13 protein-coding genes are annotated in these 17280 nt (G+C 72.1%); 4 read left to right on the forward strand and 9 right to left on the reverse strand.

Annotated features, from left to right (window positions below; translation table 11 throughout):
- Window positions 1-97 precede the first annotated feature (97 nt).
- The 9 genes from ACGF8A_RS33425 to ACGF8A_RS33465 form a co-directional block, all read right to left on the reverse strand.
- Window positions 98-1165, reverse strand: coding sequence for a pseudouridine synthase (locus ACGF8A_RS33425; RefSeq protein ID WP_393114376.1), 1068 nt, complete (start codon window positions 1163-1165; stop codon window positions 98-100).
- Entirely contained in the window at window positions 1165-1821 is a 657-nt protein-coding gene (gene scpB / locus ACGF8A_RS33430; protein ID WP_393114378.1) for an SMC-Scp complex subunit ScpB, read from the reverse strand. The genes ACGF8A_RS33425 and scpB overlap by 1 nt, the downstream gene beginning before the upstream one ends.
- Window positions 1818-3140 carry a segregation/condensation protein A gene (locus ACGF8A_RS33435; protein ID WP_393114380.1) on the reverse strand — a complete coding sequence of 441 codons (1323 nt, stop codon included), beginning with the start codon at window positions 3138-3140 and terminating at the stop codon, window positions 1818-1820. Before ACGF8A_RS33435 ends, scpB begins: the two co-directional genes overlap by 4 nt.
- Before the next feature lie 18 nt (window positions 3141-3158).
- Window positions 3159-3728: a hypothetical protein gene (locus ACGF8A_RS33440; RefSeq protein ID WP_393114382.1), complete on the reverse strand. Its 570-nt coding sequence runs from the start codon at window positions 3726-3728 to the stop codon at window positions 3159-3161.
- Window positions 3713-4891 carry a ParA family protein gene (locus ACGF8A_RS33445; RefSeq protein WP_393114385.1) on the reverse strand — a complete coding sequence of 393 codons (1179 nt, stop codon included), beginning with the start codon at window positions 4889-4891 and terminating at the stop codon, window positions 3713-3715. The genes ACGF8A_RS33440 and ACGF8A_RS33445 overlap by 16 nt, the downstream gene beginning before the upstream one ends.
- A 359-nt stretch (window positions 4892-5250) precedes the next feature.
- Entirely contained in the window at window positions 5251-6375 is a 1125-nt protein-coding gene (gene ald / locus ACGF8A_RS33450; protein ID WP_393114388.1) for an alanine dehydrogenase, read from the reverse strand.
- Window positions 6376-6506: 131 nt separating this feature from the next.
- Window positions 6507-8576 (reverse strand): tetratricopeptide repeat protein, encoded by a 2070-nt coding sequence (locus ACGF8A_RS33455; protein ID WP_393114390.1) that lies wholly within the window; start codon window positions 8574-8576, stop codon window positions 6507-6509.
- Between the two features lie 171 nt (window positions 8577-8747).
- Entirely contained in the window at window positions 8748-9374 is a 627-nt protein-coding gene (locus ACGF8A_RS33460) for an NUDIX domain-containing protein (protein WP_393114392.1), read from the reverse strand.
- Window positions 9375-9466: 92 nt separating this feature from the next.
- Window positions 9467-11116 carry a CTP synthase gene (locus tag ACGF8A_RS33465; RefSeq protein WP_393114394.1) on the reverse strand — a complete coding sequence of 550 codons (1650 nt, stop codon included), beginning with the start codon at window positions 11114-11116 and terminating at the stop codon, window positions 9467-9469.
- A gap of 506 nt (window positions 11117-11622) precedes the next feature.
- On the opposite strand from ACGF8A_RS33465, the gene ACGF8A_RS33470 reads away from it, so the two are divergent.
- The 4 genes from ACGF8A_RS33470 (at window position 11623) to ACGF8A_RS33485 (ending at window position 17273) form a co-directional block, all read left to right on the forward strand.
- On the forward strand, window positions 11623-13425 hold the full coding sequence (locus tag ACGF8A_RS33470) for a glycoside hydrolase family 15 protein (protein WP_393114439.1): 1803 nt from the start codon (window positions 11623-11625) through the stop codon (window positions 13423-13425).
- Between the two features lie 400 nt (window positions 13426-13825).
- A complete protein-coding gene (locus tag ACGF8A_RS33475; RefSeq protein ID WP_393114397.1) occupies window positions 13826-14026 on the forward strand; it encodes a hypothetical protein in 201 nt (66 codons plus the stop codon).
- A gap of 85 nt (window positions 14027-14111) precedes the next feature.
- Complete coding sequence (locus ACGF8A_RS33480) at window positions 14112-15488, forward strand: FAD-binding oxidoreductase (RefSeq protein ID WP_393114399.1); 1377 nt, start codon at window positions 14112-14114, stop codon at window positions 15486-15488.
- A gap of 126 nt (window positions 15489-15614) precedes the next feature.
- Window positions 15615-17273 (forward strand): PucR family transcriptional regulator, encoded by a 1659-nt coding sequence (locus ACGF8A_RS33485; protein WP_393114401.1) that lies wholly within the window; start codon window positions 15615-15617, stop codon window positions 17271-17273.
- Window positions 17274-17280 lie beyond the last annotated feature (7 nt).

Here is a 17280-nt window from a genome sequence, read left to right on the forward strand (position 1 = left end):
GTCCCGCCGGCCGATGCGGTCACCATCGTTCCAGCGTCCAAGACCGCCCCGACCAAGCGAAAACCCAAGGTCACGGCTTAAAACAGCGGCATTGCTTCTAGAGGTCCACTTCCTTCATCAGCATCCCGACCTCGGTGTTGGACAGCCGCCGCAGCCAGCCCGACTTCTGGTCGCCGAGCGTGATCGGGCCGAAGGCGACGCGCACCAGCTTGTCGACCGGGAACCCGGCCTCGGCAAGCATGCGGCGCACGATGTGCTTGCGGCCCTCGTGCAGGGTGACCTCGACGAGGTAGTTCTTGCCGGTCTGCTCGACTACCCGGAAGTGGTCCGCGCGCGCGTACCCGTCCTCCAGCTGGATGCCGTCCTTCAGCCGCTTGCCCAGGTCACGCGGGATCGGGCCGACGATGTGCGCGAGGTAGGTCTTCTTCACGCCGTACTTGGGGTGTGTCAGCCGGTGGGCCAGCTCGCCGTGGTTGGTGAGCAGGATGACGCCCTCGGTCTCGGTGTCGAGCCTGCCCACGTGGAAGAGCCGCGTCTCGCGGTTGGTGACGTAGTCGCCGAGGCACTGGCGCCCCTCGGGGTCCTCCATCGTCGAGACGACACCGGCGGGCTTGTTCAGCGAGAAGAACTGGTACGACTGGGTCGCGACGGTCAGGCCGTCGACCTTGACCTCGTCCTTCTCCGGGTCGACCCGCTTGCCCTGCTCCAGCACGATCTCGCCGTTGACCTCGACCCGGGCCTGCTCGATCAGCTCCTCGCAGGCGCGCCGGGAGCCGTAGCCCGCGCGCGCGAGGACCTTCTGGAGCCGCTCGCCCTCCTGCTCGGCGCCCGGGAAGGTCTTGGGCAGCTTGACGTCCTTCCTGCCCGCGTACCGCTCCCGGTTGCGCTCCTCGGCCCGCGTCTCGAACTCACGGGAACGGGCGGGCTCGGTACGTCCGCCCTGCTGGGGCTTGCGGGGGCCGCCCTTGGCGCCGCCGCGGGCCGCGCCGCCGCGCCCCGCCTTCGGGCCGTCCTTGGTCGCCCCGGGGCCCACGTCGTAGCGGCGCTCCTCGGGGCGGGGCTTGCGGGGGCGGCCCTGCCCCTGCTGGTCCCGGTTGTCACCGGCACCGCGGTAGTTGCCGCGTCCGCCGGTCCCGCCACTCTTGCCACTGCCGCTGCTTCGCATCAAAATTCCGTCGTCTTGTCGTCTGCGTCCTCGGAATCCGGAGCGTCCGGATCGAACGACGGCACGCCTTCCTGCGTCTCGGCCTCGATCGCCTCCGCCTCCGGGAGGAAGGGCGCGAGCTCCGGGAGTTCGTCCAGGCCGCGCAGGCCCATCCGCTCCAGGAAGTAGTTCGTCGTCGTGTACAGGATCGCACCTGTTTCGGGTTCCGTGCCCTCCTCCTGGACCAGACCGCGCTGGAGCAGGGTGCGCATGACGCCGTCGCAGTTCACCCCGCGCACCGCCGAGACGCGGCCGCGGCTGACCGGCTGGCGGTACGCCACCACCGCGAGCGTCTCCAGCGCCGCCTGCGTCAGCCGGGCCGTCTGGCCCTCCAGGGCGAGCCGCTCGACGGCCGGGGCGTACTCGGGGCGGGTGTAGAAGCGCCAGCCGCCCGCGACGAGCCGCAGCTCGAAGCCGCGTCCCTGTGCGGTGTACTCGTCGGCCAGCTCCCGCAGCGCCTCGGCGATCTGCCGCTTGGGCCGCTCCAGCATCTTCGCGAGGTGCTCCACCGTCGCGGGCTCGTCCACGACCATCAGGACGGCCTCCAGGGCGGGCCTCAGTTCCAGGCCGGCGACGGCACGCAGCCCGGCGGGCAGCTCGGTGGTGTCCTCGCTCACGCCTTCTCCTCCTGCTCCTTGGGCTCCTCGGCCCGCACGGGCTCCGGCGGCCGGTCGAACTCGTCGGTCACCATCGGCCCGGCGTCCTGCTCGCCGCCGGTCCAGCGCACCAGCAGCTCACCGAGGGCGGTCTCCTGCTCCAGCGCCACCGCCTTCTCGCGGTACAGCTCCAGCAACGCCAGGAACCGCGCCACCACGGTGAGGGTGTCGTCGGTGTCCTCGACGAGCGCGCGGAAGCTGGCCTCGCCGAGTTCCCGCAATCGCGCGACGACGATCCCGGCCTGCTCCTGCACGCTCACCAGCGGCGCGTGGATGTGGTCGACGTACACCTGCGGCTTGGGCTTCGGCTGCATCGCCTTGATGGCGAGCTTCGCGAACCCCTCGGGGCCGATGCTGATGACGACCTCGGGAAGCAGCTCGGCGTGCTGCGGTTCCAGGCCGACGGTACGGGGGTGGCGGTGGGCCTCCTCCTCGAGGCGGTCGCTGAAGATGTCGGCGACGTGCTTGTAGGCGCGGTACTGGAGCAGGCGCGCGAAGAGCAGGTCGCGGGCCTCCAGCAGCGCCAGGTCGGCCTCGTCCTCCACCTCGGCCGAGGGCAGCAGCCGTGCCGCCTTCAGGTCGAGCAGGGTGGCGGCGACGACCAGGAACTCGGTCGTCTCGTCCAGGTCCCACTCCGGCCCCATGGCCCGGATGTGCGCCATGAACTCGTCGGTCACCTTGGACAGGGCGACCTCGGTGACGTCGAGCCTGTGCTTGGAGATCAGCTGGAGCAGCAGGTCGAAGGGACCCTCGAAGTTGGCGAGCCGCACCTTGAAACCACCGGGCTCCCCCTCCCCGGTCCCGTCGGCTTCGCCGGGCCCGGCAGCTTCGAAGGGCGCGACGGACGTGCCCGCCTCGACCGGCCCGGCAGGCCCGGCGGACGCGGCAGTCACGACGTCCGTGGCGGGACCGGTGGGCTCGACCGGCCCGGCAGGCCCGGCGGACGCGGCAGTCACGACGTCCGTGGCGGGACCGGTGGGCTCGACCGGCCCGGCAGGCCCGGCGGACGGGGCAGCTCCGGCAGCCTGGACCGCGGCAAGCTCGACGGGATCTGCCGACGGGAGGGGCTCGGCGGAGGGGGCGGGAGCGGACGGGGCGGGAGCCGCGTGTTCCGGCTCGGATTCGGGGGCGGTGGTCTCGACGACGTCGACCGGCTCGCCGGCCTTCGCGGCCCCGGCTGCCTCGTCGTCCCGCTCGGGCGGAGCCCCTGGGCCCCTCCCCAGCGCACGCCTGCGGCCGGCCGGGCCGGGGGACGGGACTGGGGAGCCTTGCGAGGTCATAGCCCCCGCAGGCTACCGCTACCGCCCACGAAGCCGTCGTACGAGGATGCTGGCGTCCCCGCGGGTCTCCAGGTCGGCCAGGACCACGGCGACGGCCTCGCGCACGATGCGCCCCCGGTCCACGGCCAGCCCGTGTTCGCCCCGGAGGACGAGGCGCGCGTGCTCCAGGTCCATCAGCTCCTCGGCGGACACGTACACCGTGATCTTCTCGTCGTGCCGCTCACGCCCGCTGGGCCGCCGCGCGGCGGCCCGCCCGCGCTTGTTGCGGGGCGTTGCCGTGGCAGAACCTTCCTGCGCCGCAGCCTGCCCCTGCCGCCGCGAGGAGCGCTCCGCGCCCCGGCTGCGCGACTCGGCGTCCGCCGGCTCCGCGTCGGCCGCGACATGCTCCGCGCCGTCACCGTCACCGCCCTGCGCGGGCACCGCCTGCGGCGCGTCCTCCGGGGCGGCCGCCGCGTCGGCCTCCCCCGCCGGAGGGGGCACCCGGGCCTCGCCGTTGGCGCCCCGCCGGGGAGTGGATGCCTGGAGCGCCATTCCCCCTGTCGTACGGAACAGTTCGTCGGCCCCCGGCAGACTCACTCGGCGTGACACCGGGCGAGCACCTCCCTGGCGAGCTGGCGATAGGCGGCGGCACCCACGGAGTTGGAGGCGTACGTGGTGATCGGTTCACCGGCGACCGTGGTCTCCGGGAAGCGCACGGTGCGCCCGATGACCGTGTGGTAGACGTGGTCGTCGAAAGCCTCGACGACCCGCGCGAGCACCTCCCGGCTGTGCACCGTACGCGAGTCGTACATCGTGGCGAGGATCCCGTCGAGCTCGAGCTCCGGGTTGAGCCGCTCCTGGACCTTCTCGATGGTCTCGGTCAGCAGCGCCACACCGCGCAGGGCGAAGAACTCGCACTCCAGCGGCACGATCACCTTGTGAGCGGCCGTCAGGGCGTTCACCGTGAGCAGGCCGAGCGAGGGCTGACAGTCGATCACGATGTAGTCGTAGTCCGGCAGCAGCGGCTTCAGCGCGCGCTGCAGCGACGACTCGCGGGCCACCTCGGAGACCAGCTGGACCTCGGCCGCCGACAGGTCGATGTTGCTGGGCAGCAGGTCCATGTTGGGGACCGCGGTCTTCAGCAGCACCTCGTCGGCCGCCAGGCCCCGCTCCATGAGCAGGTTGTAGACGGTGAGGTCCAGCTCCATGGGGTTGACGCCGAGACCGACCGAGAGCGCGCCCTGCGGGTCGAAGTCCACCAGCAGCACCCGGCGTCCGTACTCCGCGAGCGCCGCACCCAGATTGATGGTGGACGTCGTCTTGCCGACGCCACCCTTCTGGTTGCACATCGCGATGATCGTGGCGGGCCCGTGGTCGGTCAGCGGGCCCGGGATCGGGAAGTACGGCAGCGGGCGCCCGGTCGGGCCGATGCGCTCGCGGCGCTGGCGGGCCGCGTCGGGCGCGAGCGTCGCCGCGTACTCCGGATCGGGCTCGTACTCGGCGTCCGGGTCGTAGAAGTGCCCGTCGGGCAGTTCCTCGTAGTCGGCGAAGTGGTTGTGGGGCGCGCCACTTCCGTCGCCGGCCATGGCGTTCACGTGATGGCCATCCATGCTCTGGTGTGCTGGCTGAGTCACCCCTGACTTGTGGTGACTCTGGTGGGCTGCGAAGGTGCGCACCGCTACGGAGCCGACAGCCTCGAACCCCGCGGGAGCCTGGCCCCGCGCAGGGCTTCCTGGTTGACCACCCCCGGGAGAAAATGTCGACTCATTCACAAGTCGTCTTACCTCCTTGGTGACCAGGAAACTTCTAGACAGGTCAGCGTGGCACCATGCCGACGGTTGGCGACTCTATGGCGTGTCGGGCGTTCGCAGCAACACAATCCGCCGGACCCGGCAGGATGTGTCGGCAATGAAACATCCCTCTGTCAAGGGCGTACGGCCGTCGCACGGCAGGTTTCACCGGTGTGCGAATCGGTTCAAGGGTTACGTTCGAGGCGAGTTGACCGAGAATCGCAAAGTGACCATACACACATCCGGCCGGACCTTGTCGGCAAGGTCCGGCCGGATGTTCGCGGTTGACGACCCGTGTTGACGTATCGCCTTTTAGCTTGTGATGACTTGGGACCCGGCGGTCAGCCGAGGAGCGCCTCCAGCTCCACGTGGTCCAGCCCGTGCGCCTCGGCCACCTCGCGGTAAACGACCTTGCCGTCATGCGTGTTGAGGCCCTTGGCCAGCGCGGGGTCACGGCGCAGCGCGTCCACCCAGCCACGGTTGGCCAGCTCCACGATGTACGGGAGCGTGGCGTTGGTGAGGGCGTTGGTGGAGGTGTTCGGCACCGCGCCGGGCATGTTGGCGACGCAGTAGAAGACCGACTGGTGGACCTGGAAGGTCGGCTCGGCGTGCGTGGTCGGACGGGAGTCCTCGAAGCAGCCGCCCTGGTCGATCGCGATGTCGACAAGGACACTTCCCGGCTTCATCCGGGAGACGAGCTCGTTGGTGACGAGCTTCGGCGCCTTGGCGCCGGGGATGAGCACCGCGCCGATGACGAGGTCGGCGTCCAGGACGGCCTTCTCCAGCTCGAAGGAATTGGACATGATGGCCTTGACCTTGGTGCCGAAGATCCGGTCGGCCTCGCGCAGCTTGTTGATGTCGCGGTCCAGCAGCGTCACCTCGAAGCCCATGCCGACGGCGATCTGGGTGGCGTTCCAGCCGGAGACACCGCCGCCGATCACGACGGCCTTGGCGGGGGTCACGCCGGGAACGCCGCCCGGCAGCACACCACGGCCGCCGGCCGCGCGCATCAGGTGGTAGGCACCGACCTGCGGGGCGAGACGGCCCGCGACCTCGGACATCGGGGCGAGCAGCGGCAGCGCGCGGCTCGGCAGCTCGACGGTCTCGTAGGCGATGGCGGTGGTGCCGGACTCCAGCAGGGCGTCCGTGCACTCCTTGGACGCGGCCAGGTGCAGGTAGGTGAAGAGCGTCTGGTCCTTGCGCAGGCGGTGGTACTCCTCGGCGATCGGCTCCTTGACCTTCAGCAGCAGGTCGGCCGAGGCCCACACCTCGTCGGCCGTCTCGAGGATCTGCGCGCCGGCGGCCACGTACTCGGCGTCCGTGATCGAGGAGCCGAGGCCGGCGTTGCGCTCGATGACTACCTGGTGGCCGTTACGCACCAGCTCGTGCACGCCGGCGGGGGTGATGGCCACCCGGAACTCGTTGTTCTTGACCTCGCGGGGGATGCCGACCTTCACGTCGATCACGGTCCTTGGCTCAGAGGGGGTGTATTACACGACTTCCCCGGATGTAGGGGGCACACCGGGAGACACCGCAGGAGAACGCGCGGCAGAGCCAGTCTAATGAAGGCGTTCCCGCTGTCTAGCCTTTCATTGCATCAATCTTCTGTGGATGCACTACGGATTTCGCAGGCACTAGCCGCATATTCCTTGGCTGGATCTGGCGTTTCGGCCTCCTGGATCTCATCCCCCAGCATGCGCTCGGCGGCGCTGCGGTGCAGCAGGGCGGCCGTGGGATCACCAAGACGCTCCAGGGTGTCGGCCAGCCGCAGATGCAGGGCGGCCTGCAGGCGGGCGTCCGCCGCGCGGCGCGCCCACTCCACCGCCTCCTGGCAGGTACGCAGCGACTCCTCGGGCCGCCCCGCGTACTCCTGGACGCGCGCCAGCTCGCTCAACGCACGGGCATGGGCGGCCACATCGCCCAGCCTGCGGTACCCGGCGACGGCGGCCCTCCAGTTGCGCTGCGCCTCCCCGTAGCGCCCCGCGTAGGTGTGCGCCGTCGCGATCCGGCCGTACAGCCGGGCGGCCTCCTCACGCTCCCCGCGGGCCAGGCGCTCGGCCAGCGCCCGGCCGAACCAGTCGGCCGCCCGGTCGTGATCACCCAGCTCCTGGTGCGCGCCCCCCACGGATTCCATCGCGCGACCGGTCGCGTACGGGTCGTTCGCCCGGCGTCCGGCGTCCAGCGCGGCCCGGTAACGGACCAGGGCGTCGGCCGTCCGGCCGGTCCTGGCGTCCAGATCGCCCAGGTTCAGCAGCGCCGCCGCCTGCTCCCGCGGCAGGTCCCGGCGCTCGGCCACGTCGAGCACGAGCCGGTGGATGCCGTACAGGTCGCTGGCCGCGGCCTGGGTCCCGAAGTGGGCGACCATCGCCCGCACGAGCTGGGACATCAGCCGCCGGGCCAGCGTGTCCAGCTCTCCGTCGGCGACCGCGAGCCGGGCGGAGGCGAGCAGTGCCGGGCGGCGCAGGCGCAGCCAGTCCGCGGCCGCCCGGGGACTGGGGAAGCGCAGGGCGCGCGGCGTGCCGGCGAGCTTCTCGCGGGCCTGCGGGCTGTCGGTCTCGGTGACGGCCCGGCAGGACTGCAGCAGCCGTACCGTCCGCTCCAGCATCCGGGCGCGGGCCAGCTGGAGCTCGGCGGGGCGGTCCTCGGTCTCGGTGACGGCCCGCAGCAGCGGGTGCAGGCAGCCGGGCACCTCGTACTCCGGCAGCAGCGAGTCGGTGGTGGTCCTGCGCAGCAGGCCGAGGGCGGCGAAGTCGTCCAGGGTGTGCCGGGCGCCGTTGACCGAGCAGCCCGCGAGCGCGGACGCGGTGTGCTGGTCGATGCGGCCGGCGGGGGCGAGCGACAGCAGGCGCAGGATGCGGGCGGCGCTGCCCGGCAGCGAGGAGTGGACCAGCCGGAAGACCCGGCTCAGGGGCGTCCCGTCGTCGCCCTCGGCGTGCAGCTGCTTGGTGAGGTCGGCGACGGCTGCCTGGGGGCGGGCGGCGAGCCAGCCGCCGGCCAGCATCAGCGCGGCGGGCTGGGCCTGGCACGCCTCGACGAGTCCCTCCGCCGCACGCGGGTCCACGGTGATCCGGACCGAGCCGGTGAGCCGGGACAGCAGTTCGACGGCGGACTTGGTGTCGAGGCCGCCGAGGGTGCAGGGGCGGACGTCGCAGATGCCGGTCAGCGGACCCCGGGCGACCGCGACGACCAGGCAGTCGGGGGTGTCCGGCAGCAGGGCGTCGACCTGCTCGGCGTCGGCCGCGTCGTCCAGCAGGAGCAGGGCCCGGCGGCCGGCCAGTGCCTCGCGGAGCGCCGCCGCGAGGTCGTCGTCGGCGGCGCCGGGCGGGGCCGGCCGGTCCAGCGCGGTGAGCAGGTCCCCCGCGGTGCGGGCCGTCGGCACGGGGGTGCCGTCGGGTTCGCTGAGCCGGGCGCGCAGCACCCCGTCGGGGTACCGGCCGGCGATCTGCCGTACCAGCTCCTCGGCGAGGGCGGTGCGGCCGGAGCCGGGACGGCCCGCGATCAGCAGTACGCGCGCGCGTGGCGCCTTGCGGCCGGAGAGGGTGTCGAGTCCGGCACGCTCGATGTCGGCGCGCAGTTCCTTCAACTCCCGTGTGCGGCCCAGGAACTGGCTCTGCGCGGACGCGCCCGACACCTGCACGCCGTCTGGGTCCACCGCCTGATCCGTCACGGGCCACACTCCCGTCCAACCGCACGCGCAAGAGCCCGCCGGGACTCCGGTCGGGCGTTCCCGAGCCTAGTTCACGCTCTGCGACGAACTCGGCGGAGCACGGCGGAGACGTCCCCCGATCGGATCAGGCGATCGTCACACCGGACGACACCCGGTGCGGCAGGTGGCGGATCAGGCCTGGAAGGGACGGGCCGGCCACGGCGCCTCCGCCGGGCGCAGCGCGTCGAGCCCGTCCCCCTGCTCGGCGGCGACCAGCGAAAGGACGCCCACGACCAGGCAGTTGTTGTGCAGCTCGCCGGCCAGGACGCCCCGTACCAGCTCCTCGACCGGGACCCGCGCCAGTTCCAGGTCGATCTCCTCGTGCTCCGCCGCGAAGCGCTCGCCCTGCGCCTCGGACAGCTCGCGGGCGAGGAAGATGCGCACCGCCTCGTCGCAGCCGCCGGGCGTCGTGTAGACGTCGGTCAGCACCCGCCAGTCCTCGGCCTTGACGTGCGCCTCCTCGTACAGTTCGCGCTGGGCCGCGTGCAGCGGGTTCTCACCGGGAACGTCGAGCAGGCCGGCAGGGATCTCCCACAGCTTCTGGCGCACCGGGTGCCGGTACTGGCGCAGCACCAGGACCCGGCCGGCGTCGTCGAGGGCGAGGACCGCCACGGACCCGGGGTGGACCTGGTAGTCACGGCGGACGACGGTGCCGTCGGACATGACCACCTCGTCCGTGCGGACCGAGGTCTTGTTGCCCACGAAGGGGGTCTCCGTGGCCCGGATCTCCCACTCCTCGTGGCTGTCCCTGATCGTCATGCCCTGTCCTTCCCGACGTACCACCGGCGTGCGAACAAGCCGGGGTGCGCGCCTTGGCGGGCTCGCACCCCGGCAACCGTACAACCGGTGCGTTACCTCGCGTTCTTCCGCTCGACCGCGGCCCTGACCAGTCCGGCGAACAGCGGGTGCGGACGCGTCGGCCGGGAGCGCAGCTCCGGGTGCGCCTGCGTGGCGACCAGGTACGGGTGCACGTCGCGCGGGTACTCCACGTACTCGACGAGCTTGCCGTCCGGGGAGGTGCCCGAGAAGAGGATGCCGGCCTTCTTCTCCAGCTCCGAGCGGTAGGAGTTGTTCACCTCGTAGCGGTGGCGGTGCCGCTCCTCGACGTACTCCTTGCCGTCGTACACCTCACGCACGATGGAGCCCTCGGCCAGCTTCGCCGGGTACATGCCCAGGCGCATCGTTCCGCCCATGTCGCCCTCGCCCGCGACGATGTCGAGCTGCTCGGCCATGGTGGAGATGACCGGGTGGGCGGTGGCCGGGTCGAACTCGGTGGAGTTGGCGTCGGCGATACCGGCCAGGTTGCGCGCGGCCTCGACCACGATGCACTGCAGGCCGAGGCAGAGTCCGAGCAGCGGGATCCGGTTCTCCCGGGCGTACTGGATGGCGCCGACCTTGCCGGAGACACCGCGGTCGCCGAAGCCGCCGGGGATGCAGATGGCGTCCACGTCGGACAGCTGCGCCTCGGCGCCGGACGGGGTGCGGCAGTCGTCGGAGGTGACCCACTTGATCTTCACGCGGGTCTTGTTGGCGAAGCCGCCCGCGCGCAGCGCCTCGGTGACCGAGAGGTAGGCGTCGGGCAGGTCGATGTACTTGCCGACGAGCGCGAGGGTGATCTCGTGGTCCGGGTTGTGGACGCGGTCGAGCAGGTCGTCCCAGGTCGTCCAGTCGACGTCGCGGAACGGCAGGTCCAGGCGGCGGACGGCGTAGGCGTCCAGGCCCTCGGAGTGCACGACCTTGGGGATGTCGTAGATCGACGGCGCGTCGGGGCAGGCCACGACGGCGGCCTCGTCGACGTCGCACATCAGCGAGATCTTGCGCTTGATCGCGGTCGGCACCTCGCGGTCGCAGCGCAGCACGATGGCGTCCGGCTGGATACCGATGTTGCGCAGGGCCGCGACCGAGTGCTGGGTGGGCTTGGTCTTCAGCTCGCCCGAGGGGCCGATGTACGGCAGCAGCGAGATGTGCACGACGAAGACGTTGTCCCTGCCGACCTCGTGCCGGACCTGGCGGACGGTCTCGAGGAACGGCAGCGACTCGATGTCGCCGACCGTGCCGCCGACCTCGGTGATGACGACGTCCACGTCGTCGGTGGCCATGCGGCGGATGCGGTGCTTGATCTCGTTGGTGATGTGCGGGATGACCTGCACGGTGTCGCCCAGGTATTCGCCGCGCCGCTCCTTGGCGATCACCGTCGAGTAGACCTGGCCGGTGGTGACGTTGGCGGAGCCGTCCAGATCGCGGTCGAGGAAGCGCTCGTAGTGGCCGATGTCCAGGTCGGTCTCGGCGCCGTCGTTGGTGACGAACACCTCACCGTGCTGGAAGGGGTTCATCGTGCCCGGGTCGACGTTGATGTACGGGTCGAGCTTCTGCATCACGACGCGCAGACCCCGGGCCTTGAGCAGCATTCCCAGGCTGGACGCGGTCAGGCCCTTGCCGAGAGAGGAGGCGACACCCCCGGTGACGAAGATGTGCTTGGTCGTCGAAGATTTGGGCGGCATGGCCAAGAGGAGGCTCCCGTGGTCTCGGTCTGGGGATGCGGTGCGGCTGCCGTGCCGGGCTTCGCCGGAGGTGCCGTCGCTGCGGTTCGGGGGTTTCGAGCCCACCGGTCCACGGGCTACCAGGGTATCAGCGCCACGACCCGATGGCGCCCGGCCACGCTCCGCGCACGGCCCGCCACGTACGCGTACCGCTCACCTGTTTCTCACCCGGCGGTCACTCGTTCGGCGCATGTGGGTTGCCCGGAGCGGCACGCAGATCATCTACGTGCGTCGTATCCTGCTCGGACACTCGCTGCCGAGCCCGCCGGCGAAACACGGCACCACCCCCGCCCGTAAGCACCGGAACAACAAGAGCTCGTCAGATCGTTGAGCGACGACGGTCGTTTTGCCTCCGGGCGGAGCGGCAGTTTTACTGCACAGCTCAACGACGCATTACAACGACCCCTTGACCGCACATAGCGAAAGCCCCCTCATGGGGCTACGTGGCCGTTCGACTGGAGTTGCACGTGGCCGGGCGCATCGAAGACTACGCACTCATCGGAGACATGCAGACCGCCGCCCTGGTCTGCCGGGACGGCACAGTCGACTGGCTGTGCCTGCCCCGCTTCGACTCGCATGCCATCTTCGCCGGTCTGCTGGGCACCGAGGAACACGGCTTCTGGCGGATCGGCCCCGCGCACGCCGCCGACGCCGAGCCCCCGTCCGCCGCCCGGCGCACCTACCGCGGTGACTCGCTGATCCTGGAATCCGAGTGGGACACCCCCCGTGGAACGGTCCGTGTGACCGACTTCATGCCGCCGCGTGACGGGGCCCCGCAGCTGATCCGGATCGTGGAGGGCGTCTCGGGGCGGGTGCCGATGCGCTCGGCGCTGCGGATGCGTTTCTCGTACGGCCGGATCGTCCCCTGGGTGCACAAGCACGAAGGCCGCACGGTCGCCGTCGCGGGCCCGGACTCCGTGTGGTTCGACACCTCCGCCGAGACCTACGGCAAGGCGCTGACCACGTACGCGGACTTCACGGTCGCGCCCGGCGACCGGATCGCGTTCACCATCTCGTGGCAGGCCTCGCACCGGGAGCCGCCGCCGCTGCCGGAGCCCGAGCAGTCGCTGGAGGCGACGGAGGACTTCTGGCGCGAGTGGGTCGAGCACTGTACGTACCACGGCCCTTACCGCGAGGCGGTGGTCCGCTCGCTGATCACACTGAAGGCCCTGACGTACGCGCCCACGGGTGGCATCGTCGCCGCGCCCACGACCTCGCTGCCCGAGGAGATCGGCGGCGTACGCAACTGGGACTACCGCTACACCTGGCTCCGCGACGCCGCGATCACGCTCTCCTCGCTGCTGCGCACCGGCTACCGCGAGGAGGCCCGCGCCTGGCGCGAGTGGCTGCTGCGCGCGGTGGCCGGCGACCCGGAGAACCTCCAGATCATGTACGGCATCGCCGGTGAGCGTGAGCTGGGCGAGGCGGAGCTGGACTGGCTGCCCGGCTACGAGAACTCCGCCCCGGTCCGGGTCGGCAACGGCGCCGCCCACCAGCTCCAGCTCGACGTGTACGGCGAGGTCACCGAGGCCCTGCACCTGGCCCACATGACCGGCCTGGCCCGCAGCGACTACGCCTCGCTGCTCCAGCTGAAGCTGATCCGCTACCTGGAGGACCACTGGCACGAGCCGGACGAGGGCATCTGGGAGGTGCGCGGCCCGCGCCGCCACTTCGTGCACTCCAAGGTCATGGCCTGGGTCGCCGTCGACCGCACGATCAAGCTGCTGGAGTCCGGCGACGCGGACGGCCCGCTGGAGCGCTGGCGCGAGCTGCGCGACGACATCCACCGGGACGTGTGCGAGAAGGGCTACGACAAGGAGCGCAACACCTTCACGCAGTCCTACGGCTCGCAGGAGCTGGACGCCTCGCTGCTGCTCATCCCGCAGATGGGCTTCCTGCCGCCGGACGACAAGCGGGTCATCGGCACCATCGAGGCCATCCAGCGCGAGCTGTCCACGCCGGACGGCTTCATCCTGCGCTACCCCACCTCCGGCGAGGACGCGGGCGTCGACGGCCTCCCCGGCGACGAGGGCGCCTTCCTCGCGTGCTCGTTCTGGATGGCGGACGACCTGGCGATGATCGGCCGCGTGGACGAGGCCCGCAAGCTGTTCGAGAGGCTCCTGTCGCTGCGCAACGACCTCGGCCTGCTCGCCGAGGAGTGGGATCCGCGTCTGCAGCGCCAGGTGGGCAACTTCCCGCAGGCCTTCAGCCACGTCCCGCTGATCGACACCGCGCTGCGGCTGACGGCCTCGGGGGCCTACGGGGGCTGAGGTTCCGCTCCCCGGCACCCCTCCGCGTGCTCTGCCCCGCCCCGGCCCGGACCTTGACAACCTCGCCGAGCCGGAGCGTGGCCTCCTGTCCGCGCGCCGGAGGGCCCCGCCGGACAACAAGCGGCCGGGCCGGCGGCGACAAGGCGGCGCAGACCCTCTCCGGCCCGTCGGCCAGGCCGCCCGGCGGTCCGGGGGGCCGGCAGGCCGGAAGCCCGACGGCGGCCGGCGGGCCGGCCGCGTACGCCGTGTCCTGGCGTCTCACCGGCCGCCCTCGAAGATCCGAGGGCCTGTACCAGTGACCGGCGGGGGACGTCGGCGAGTGCCCGCTTCCGCTCGGGCGAGAAGCGGCCGGCCGGTACGTGGGCGTTGAGGACGGGCATCGAAATCCCTTCGAGCGGGCGTGCGGCTCCTGCGGCGCCACGACCATCACGTCGACGTGGCCGGGGGATGCGCCGCCGCACAGCGCGTCCGCGCGCGCACCCAGGCAGCCCGCATCGTGCTGCCCACCGCACGCCGGGCCTGCCGCGGCGGCGCCGGCGGCCGCGCGCTCACGGACCAGGTGATGGTCTCCATCGACCTCGGCGAGATCCACTTCAGCTGAACCGGTCCGCGGCCGCAGGAGATGAGGCGAGGGCGCGCCCTGCCTAGGCTGAAGAGGACCGGCCACGGCGGAAGGAAGGGCGCGTATGTCCTCCAAGGCGCACACGGCCCTCGTCGAACTCCGTGAGGATCTCGACGGCGACGTGTTCGCGCCGTGGGACCCGGGATACGACGAGGCACGGGCCGTCTTCAACGCCAGGGTCGACCGCCGGCCGGCCGTGATCGCGCAGTGCGCCCACGAGGCGGACGTCGTCCGGGCGGTGTGCTTCGGCCGGGAGCTGGACCTCAACATCGCGGTGCGCGGCGGCGGGCACAGTGTCGCGGGCATGGGGACGAACGACACCGGTCTGGTCGTCGACCTGCGCCGGATGCACGGCGTGACCGTCGACCCCGTGGCCGAGGCGGTCCGTGTCGAGGGCGGCGCCACGACGGGCCATCTGGACCGGGCGGCCCAGCCGTACGGCCTGGCGACCACCGGCGCCCGGGACTCCACGACAGGCGTCGCCGGCTGCGTGCTGGGAGGTGGCAGCGGCTGGCTGGAGCGCTCCTGCGGCGTCGCCGCCGACAACCTGCTCGGCGTGGAACTGGTCACCGCGAGGGGCGATCGGATCCACGCCAGCACCGACGAGAACCCGGAGCTTTTCTGGGCCCTGCACGGCGGCGGCGGCAACTTCGGCGTCGCCACCGCCCTCACCCTGAAGCTGTACGAGGTGCCGGAGTTCGCGCTCGCCCTCGTGCACTACCTCCCGGAGCACGCCCGCGAGGCGGTGCGCACCTACCGGGAGGTCATCGGCAGCGGCCCGCTGGAGGCGGCCGGCGCCGTCGTCCGGCAGTCCGGCCCGCCCGCGGACCTCATGCCGTCCTCACCGGCAGGCGGGCCGCTGTGCTCCGTGCTCCTGACGTACGCGGGGTCCTGCGAGGATCTGCGCAAGCTGGCCGAGCCGCTGCTGGCGCTGCCGCACGAGGCGGAGGTCGTCACCGCGATCCCGTACGCCGACGCGCAGTGCCTCCTCGACCGGCCGCCCGGCCCGCGCCACCACTGGTCGGCGGAGTACCTTTCCGCGGCTCCGGACGACTTCGTGGACGCCTTCTGCGCCGTGGCGGACTCCCCGCCCGTGCCTGCCGGCACCCGGCAGATGCTGTTCCCGCTGGGCGGGGCGGTCGCCGACGCCCCGGACGACCACGTGGTGCCGTACCGGGACGCGACCTGGGCCGTGCACCCCTTCGCGGGCTGGGCCGAGCCGGCGGACGACGAGCGGTGCGTGGAATGGGTACGCGACGTCCGCGCCGCCGTGCGGCCGTGGAGCACCGGCGCGGTCCACCTGAACTTCGCCGGCGACGAGGGGCGGGACCGGCTACGGGCCGGTCTCGGCCCGCAGAACATGTGGCGGCTGGGTGCGGTGAAGCGGCGGTACGACCCGGACAACGTCTTCCGCTTCAACCACAACATCAAGCCGGTGTAGGCCCGGCACGCGACGTCCGGGCGGAGGCGGCGGACCGCGAGCGGTGCGGCGCCGGACCGGCCGGTGATCGTTTCCGTGACCGCCCGGAGATGTCACCGGAAGGTGCCCGCGGGTAGCGTCCGCTGCATGGACAGCCGATTCGACAGCACGGGCGCCGGGATCACCGTTCAGCGGGCACTGGAACTGCCCGGCCTGCGCAGCGGGCTCCCCGAGGTGCTCGCGGGCGCGGACCGGCTGCAGCGTACCGTGCGCTGGGTGCACGCGGGCGAGGTGCCGAACATCGCCTCGTTGCTGAAGGGCGGCGAACTGCTGCTGACCACGGGATACGGCCTCGGCACGCGCCCGGCGGAGCAGCGCGTGTTCGTCCGCACCCTGGCCGAGCGCGGTATCGCGGCCCTGGTCGTCGAGCTCGGCCCGCGCTTCACGCGGCTGCCCTCGGCCCTCGTCGAGACGGCCCGCACCGCCGGGCTGCCCCTGGTGCAGCTGCACCGCGAGGTCCCGTTCGTGACGGTCACGGAGGAGATCCACACCGAGATCGTCAACGGCCACTACGCGCTGCTGCAGCGCGCCGAGGAGGTGCACCGCCGCTGCACGCAGGCCCTGCTGGGCGGCGGCGGCATCCCGCAGGTCCTCGGCATCCTGGCCGACTTCAGCGGCAACCCGGTCTTCCTGGAGACCACGGACGGCCTGCTGCTGTACGCCGCCGGCGCCGGTCACGAGGGGGCGGAGCCGCTGAAGGTGTGGGAGGGGCTGCGCGGCCAGCACAAGGACGCCCCGCCGGCCGGGTCGGTGCTGGTGGACGTGCCCGGAGGCGGTCCGGGGACGGGCCCGGGGACCGGCTCGGTGCGGGCGCGGCTGGTGCTGCTGCCGGTGCGTTCACCGCTGTCGCCGGTGCACCGGATCGCCGCCGAGCGGACCGCGGGCATCCTGGCCGTGGTGCTGATGCAGGCCCGTCAGGAGGAGGAGCTGGCCGCGCGCGGCCGGGGCGACTTCCTGACCGACCTCGCCGAGGGCCGGATCGCCGCCGAGGAAGCGCCGGCCCAGGCGCGGGTGCTGGGCTTCAAGCCGGGCGGCAGTCCGCTGCTGCCGGTGGTGATGAGGCTGGGCGACGCGCTCTCTCCGGGCGGTGGCTGGGCGGTGCTGGCGCGCGCGGTGCCGGAGGAGCTGGCCTCGGTGGGCGTGCCGGTGCTGCTCGGTGTACGGCCGGTGGAGGGCCGCGTCCTGGTGCTGCTCGGCCTGCGCTCGGAGTCGGAGCGCCCGGCCGTCGCCGACCGGGTCGCGGCGGCGCTGCGGGCCGGTGTGGAGCGGGCCGGAATGCAGCGTCCCGGGGCGCAGCCGCCGGTCGTGGTGGTCGGGGTGGCCGGCGGCTGGGCGGCGGCTTCGGCGGGACTGCGGCACGCGGCGGAGACGGCGACCGCGGCGCAGGGGCTCACGGACCGGCCCTGGTACGACGCCCGGCGCCTGGACATCGACCTGCTGCTGTGGCGGTTGCGCGACCATCCCGACCTGGCGGCCTTCGTGGAGCGGGCGATCGGGCCGGTGCGGGACCACGACAGCCGTGCGAAGCCGCCGCTGCTGCCCACTCTGGAGACCTACCTCGCGCACGCGGGACGTAAGGCGGAGACGGCCCGCGAACTGCACCTCAACCGTCAGACGCTGTACAACCGCCTCGCCCGCATCGGTGAGTTGCTGGGCACGGACCTGGACGACCCGCAGACGGTGCTCGCGTTGAGCCTCGCCCTGAGGGCCCGCCGGCACGCCGGGCAGAGCGGCGGTGCCGGATAGAGCCGTC

Origin of the sequence: Streptomyces sp. NPDC047706 (genome assembly GCF_043204795.1) — a bacterium.
Classification (GTDB): domain Bacteria; phylum Actinomycetota; class Actinomycetes; order Streptomycetales; family Streptomycetaceae; genus Streptomyces.

What these genes read in the sequence shown, in the direction of transcription:
- ACGF8A_RS33485 (WP_393114401.1), top strand. Translation starts at nt 15,615, where the DNA reads ATGGACAGCCGATTCGACAGCACGGGCGCCGGGATCACCGTTCAGCGG.
- ACGF8A_RS33425 (WP_393114376.1), bottom strand. Translation starts at nt 1,165, where the DNA reads ATGCGAAGCAGCGGCAGTGGCAAGAGTGGCGGGACCGGCGGACGCGGC.
- ACGF8A_RS33465 (WP_393114394.1), bottom strand. Translation starts at nt 11,116, where the DNA reads ATGCCGCCCAAATCTTCGACGACCAAGCACATCTTCGTCACCGGGGGT.
- ACGF8A_RS33460 (WP_393114392.1), bottom strand. Translation starts at nt 9,374, where the DNA reads ATGACGATCAGGGACAGCCACGAGGAGTGGGAGATCCGGGCCACGGAG.
- ACGF8A_RS33480 (WP_393114399.1), top strand. Translation starts at nt 14,112, where the DNA reads ATGTCCTCCAAGGCGCACACGGCCCTCGTCGAACTCCGTGAGGATCTC.
- ACGF8A_RS33435 (WP_393114380.1), bottom strand. Translation starts at nt 3,140, where the DNA reads ATGACCTCGCAAGGCTCCCCAGTCCCGTCCCCCGGCCCGGCCGGCCGC.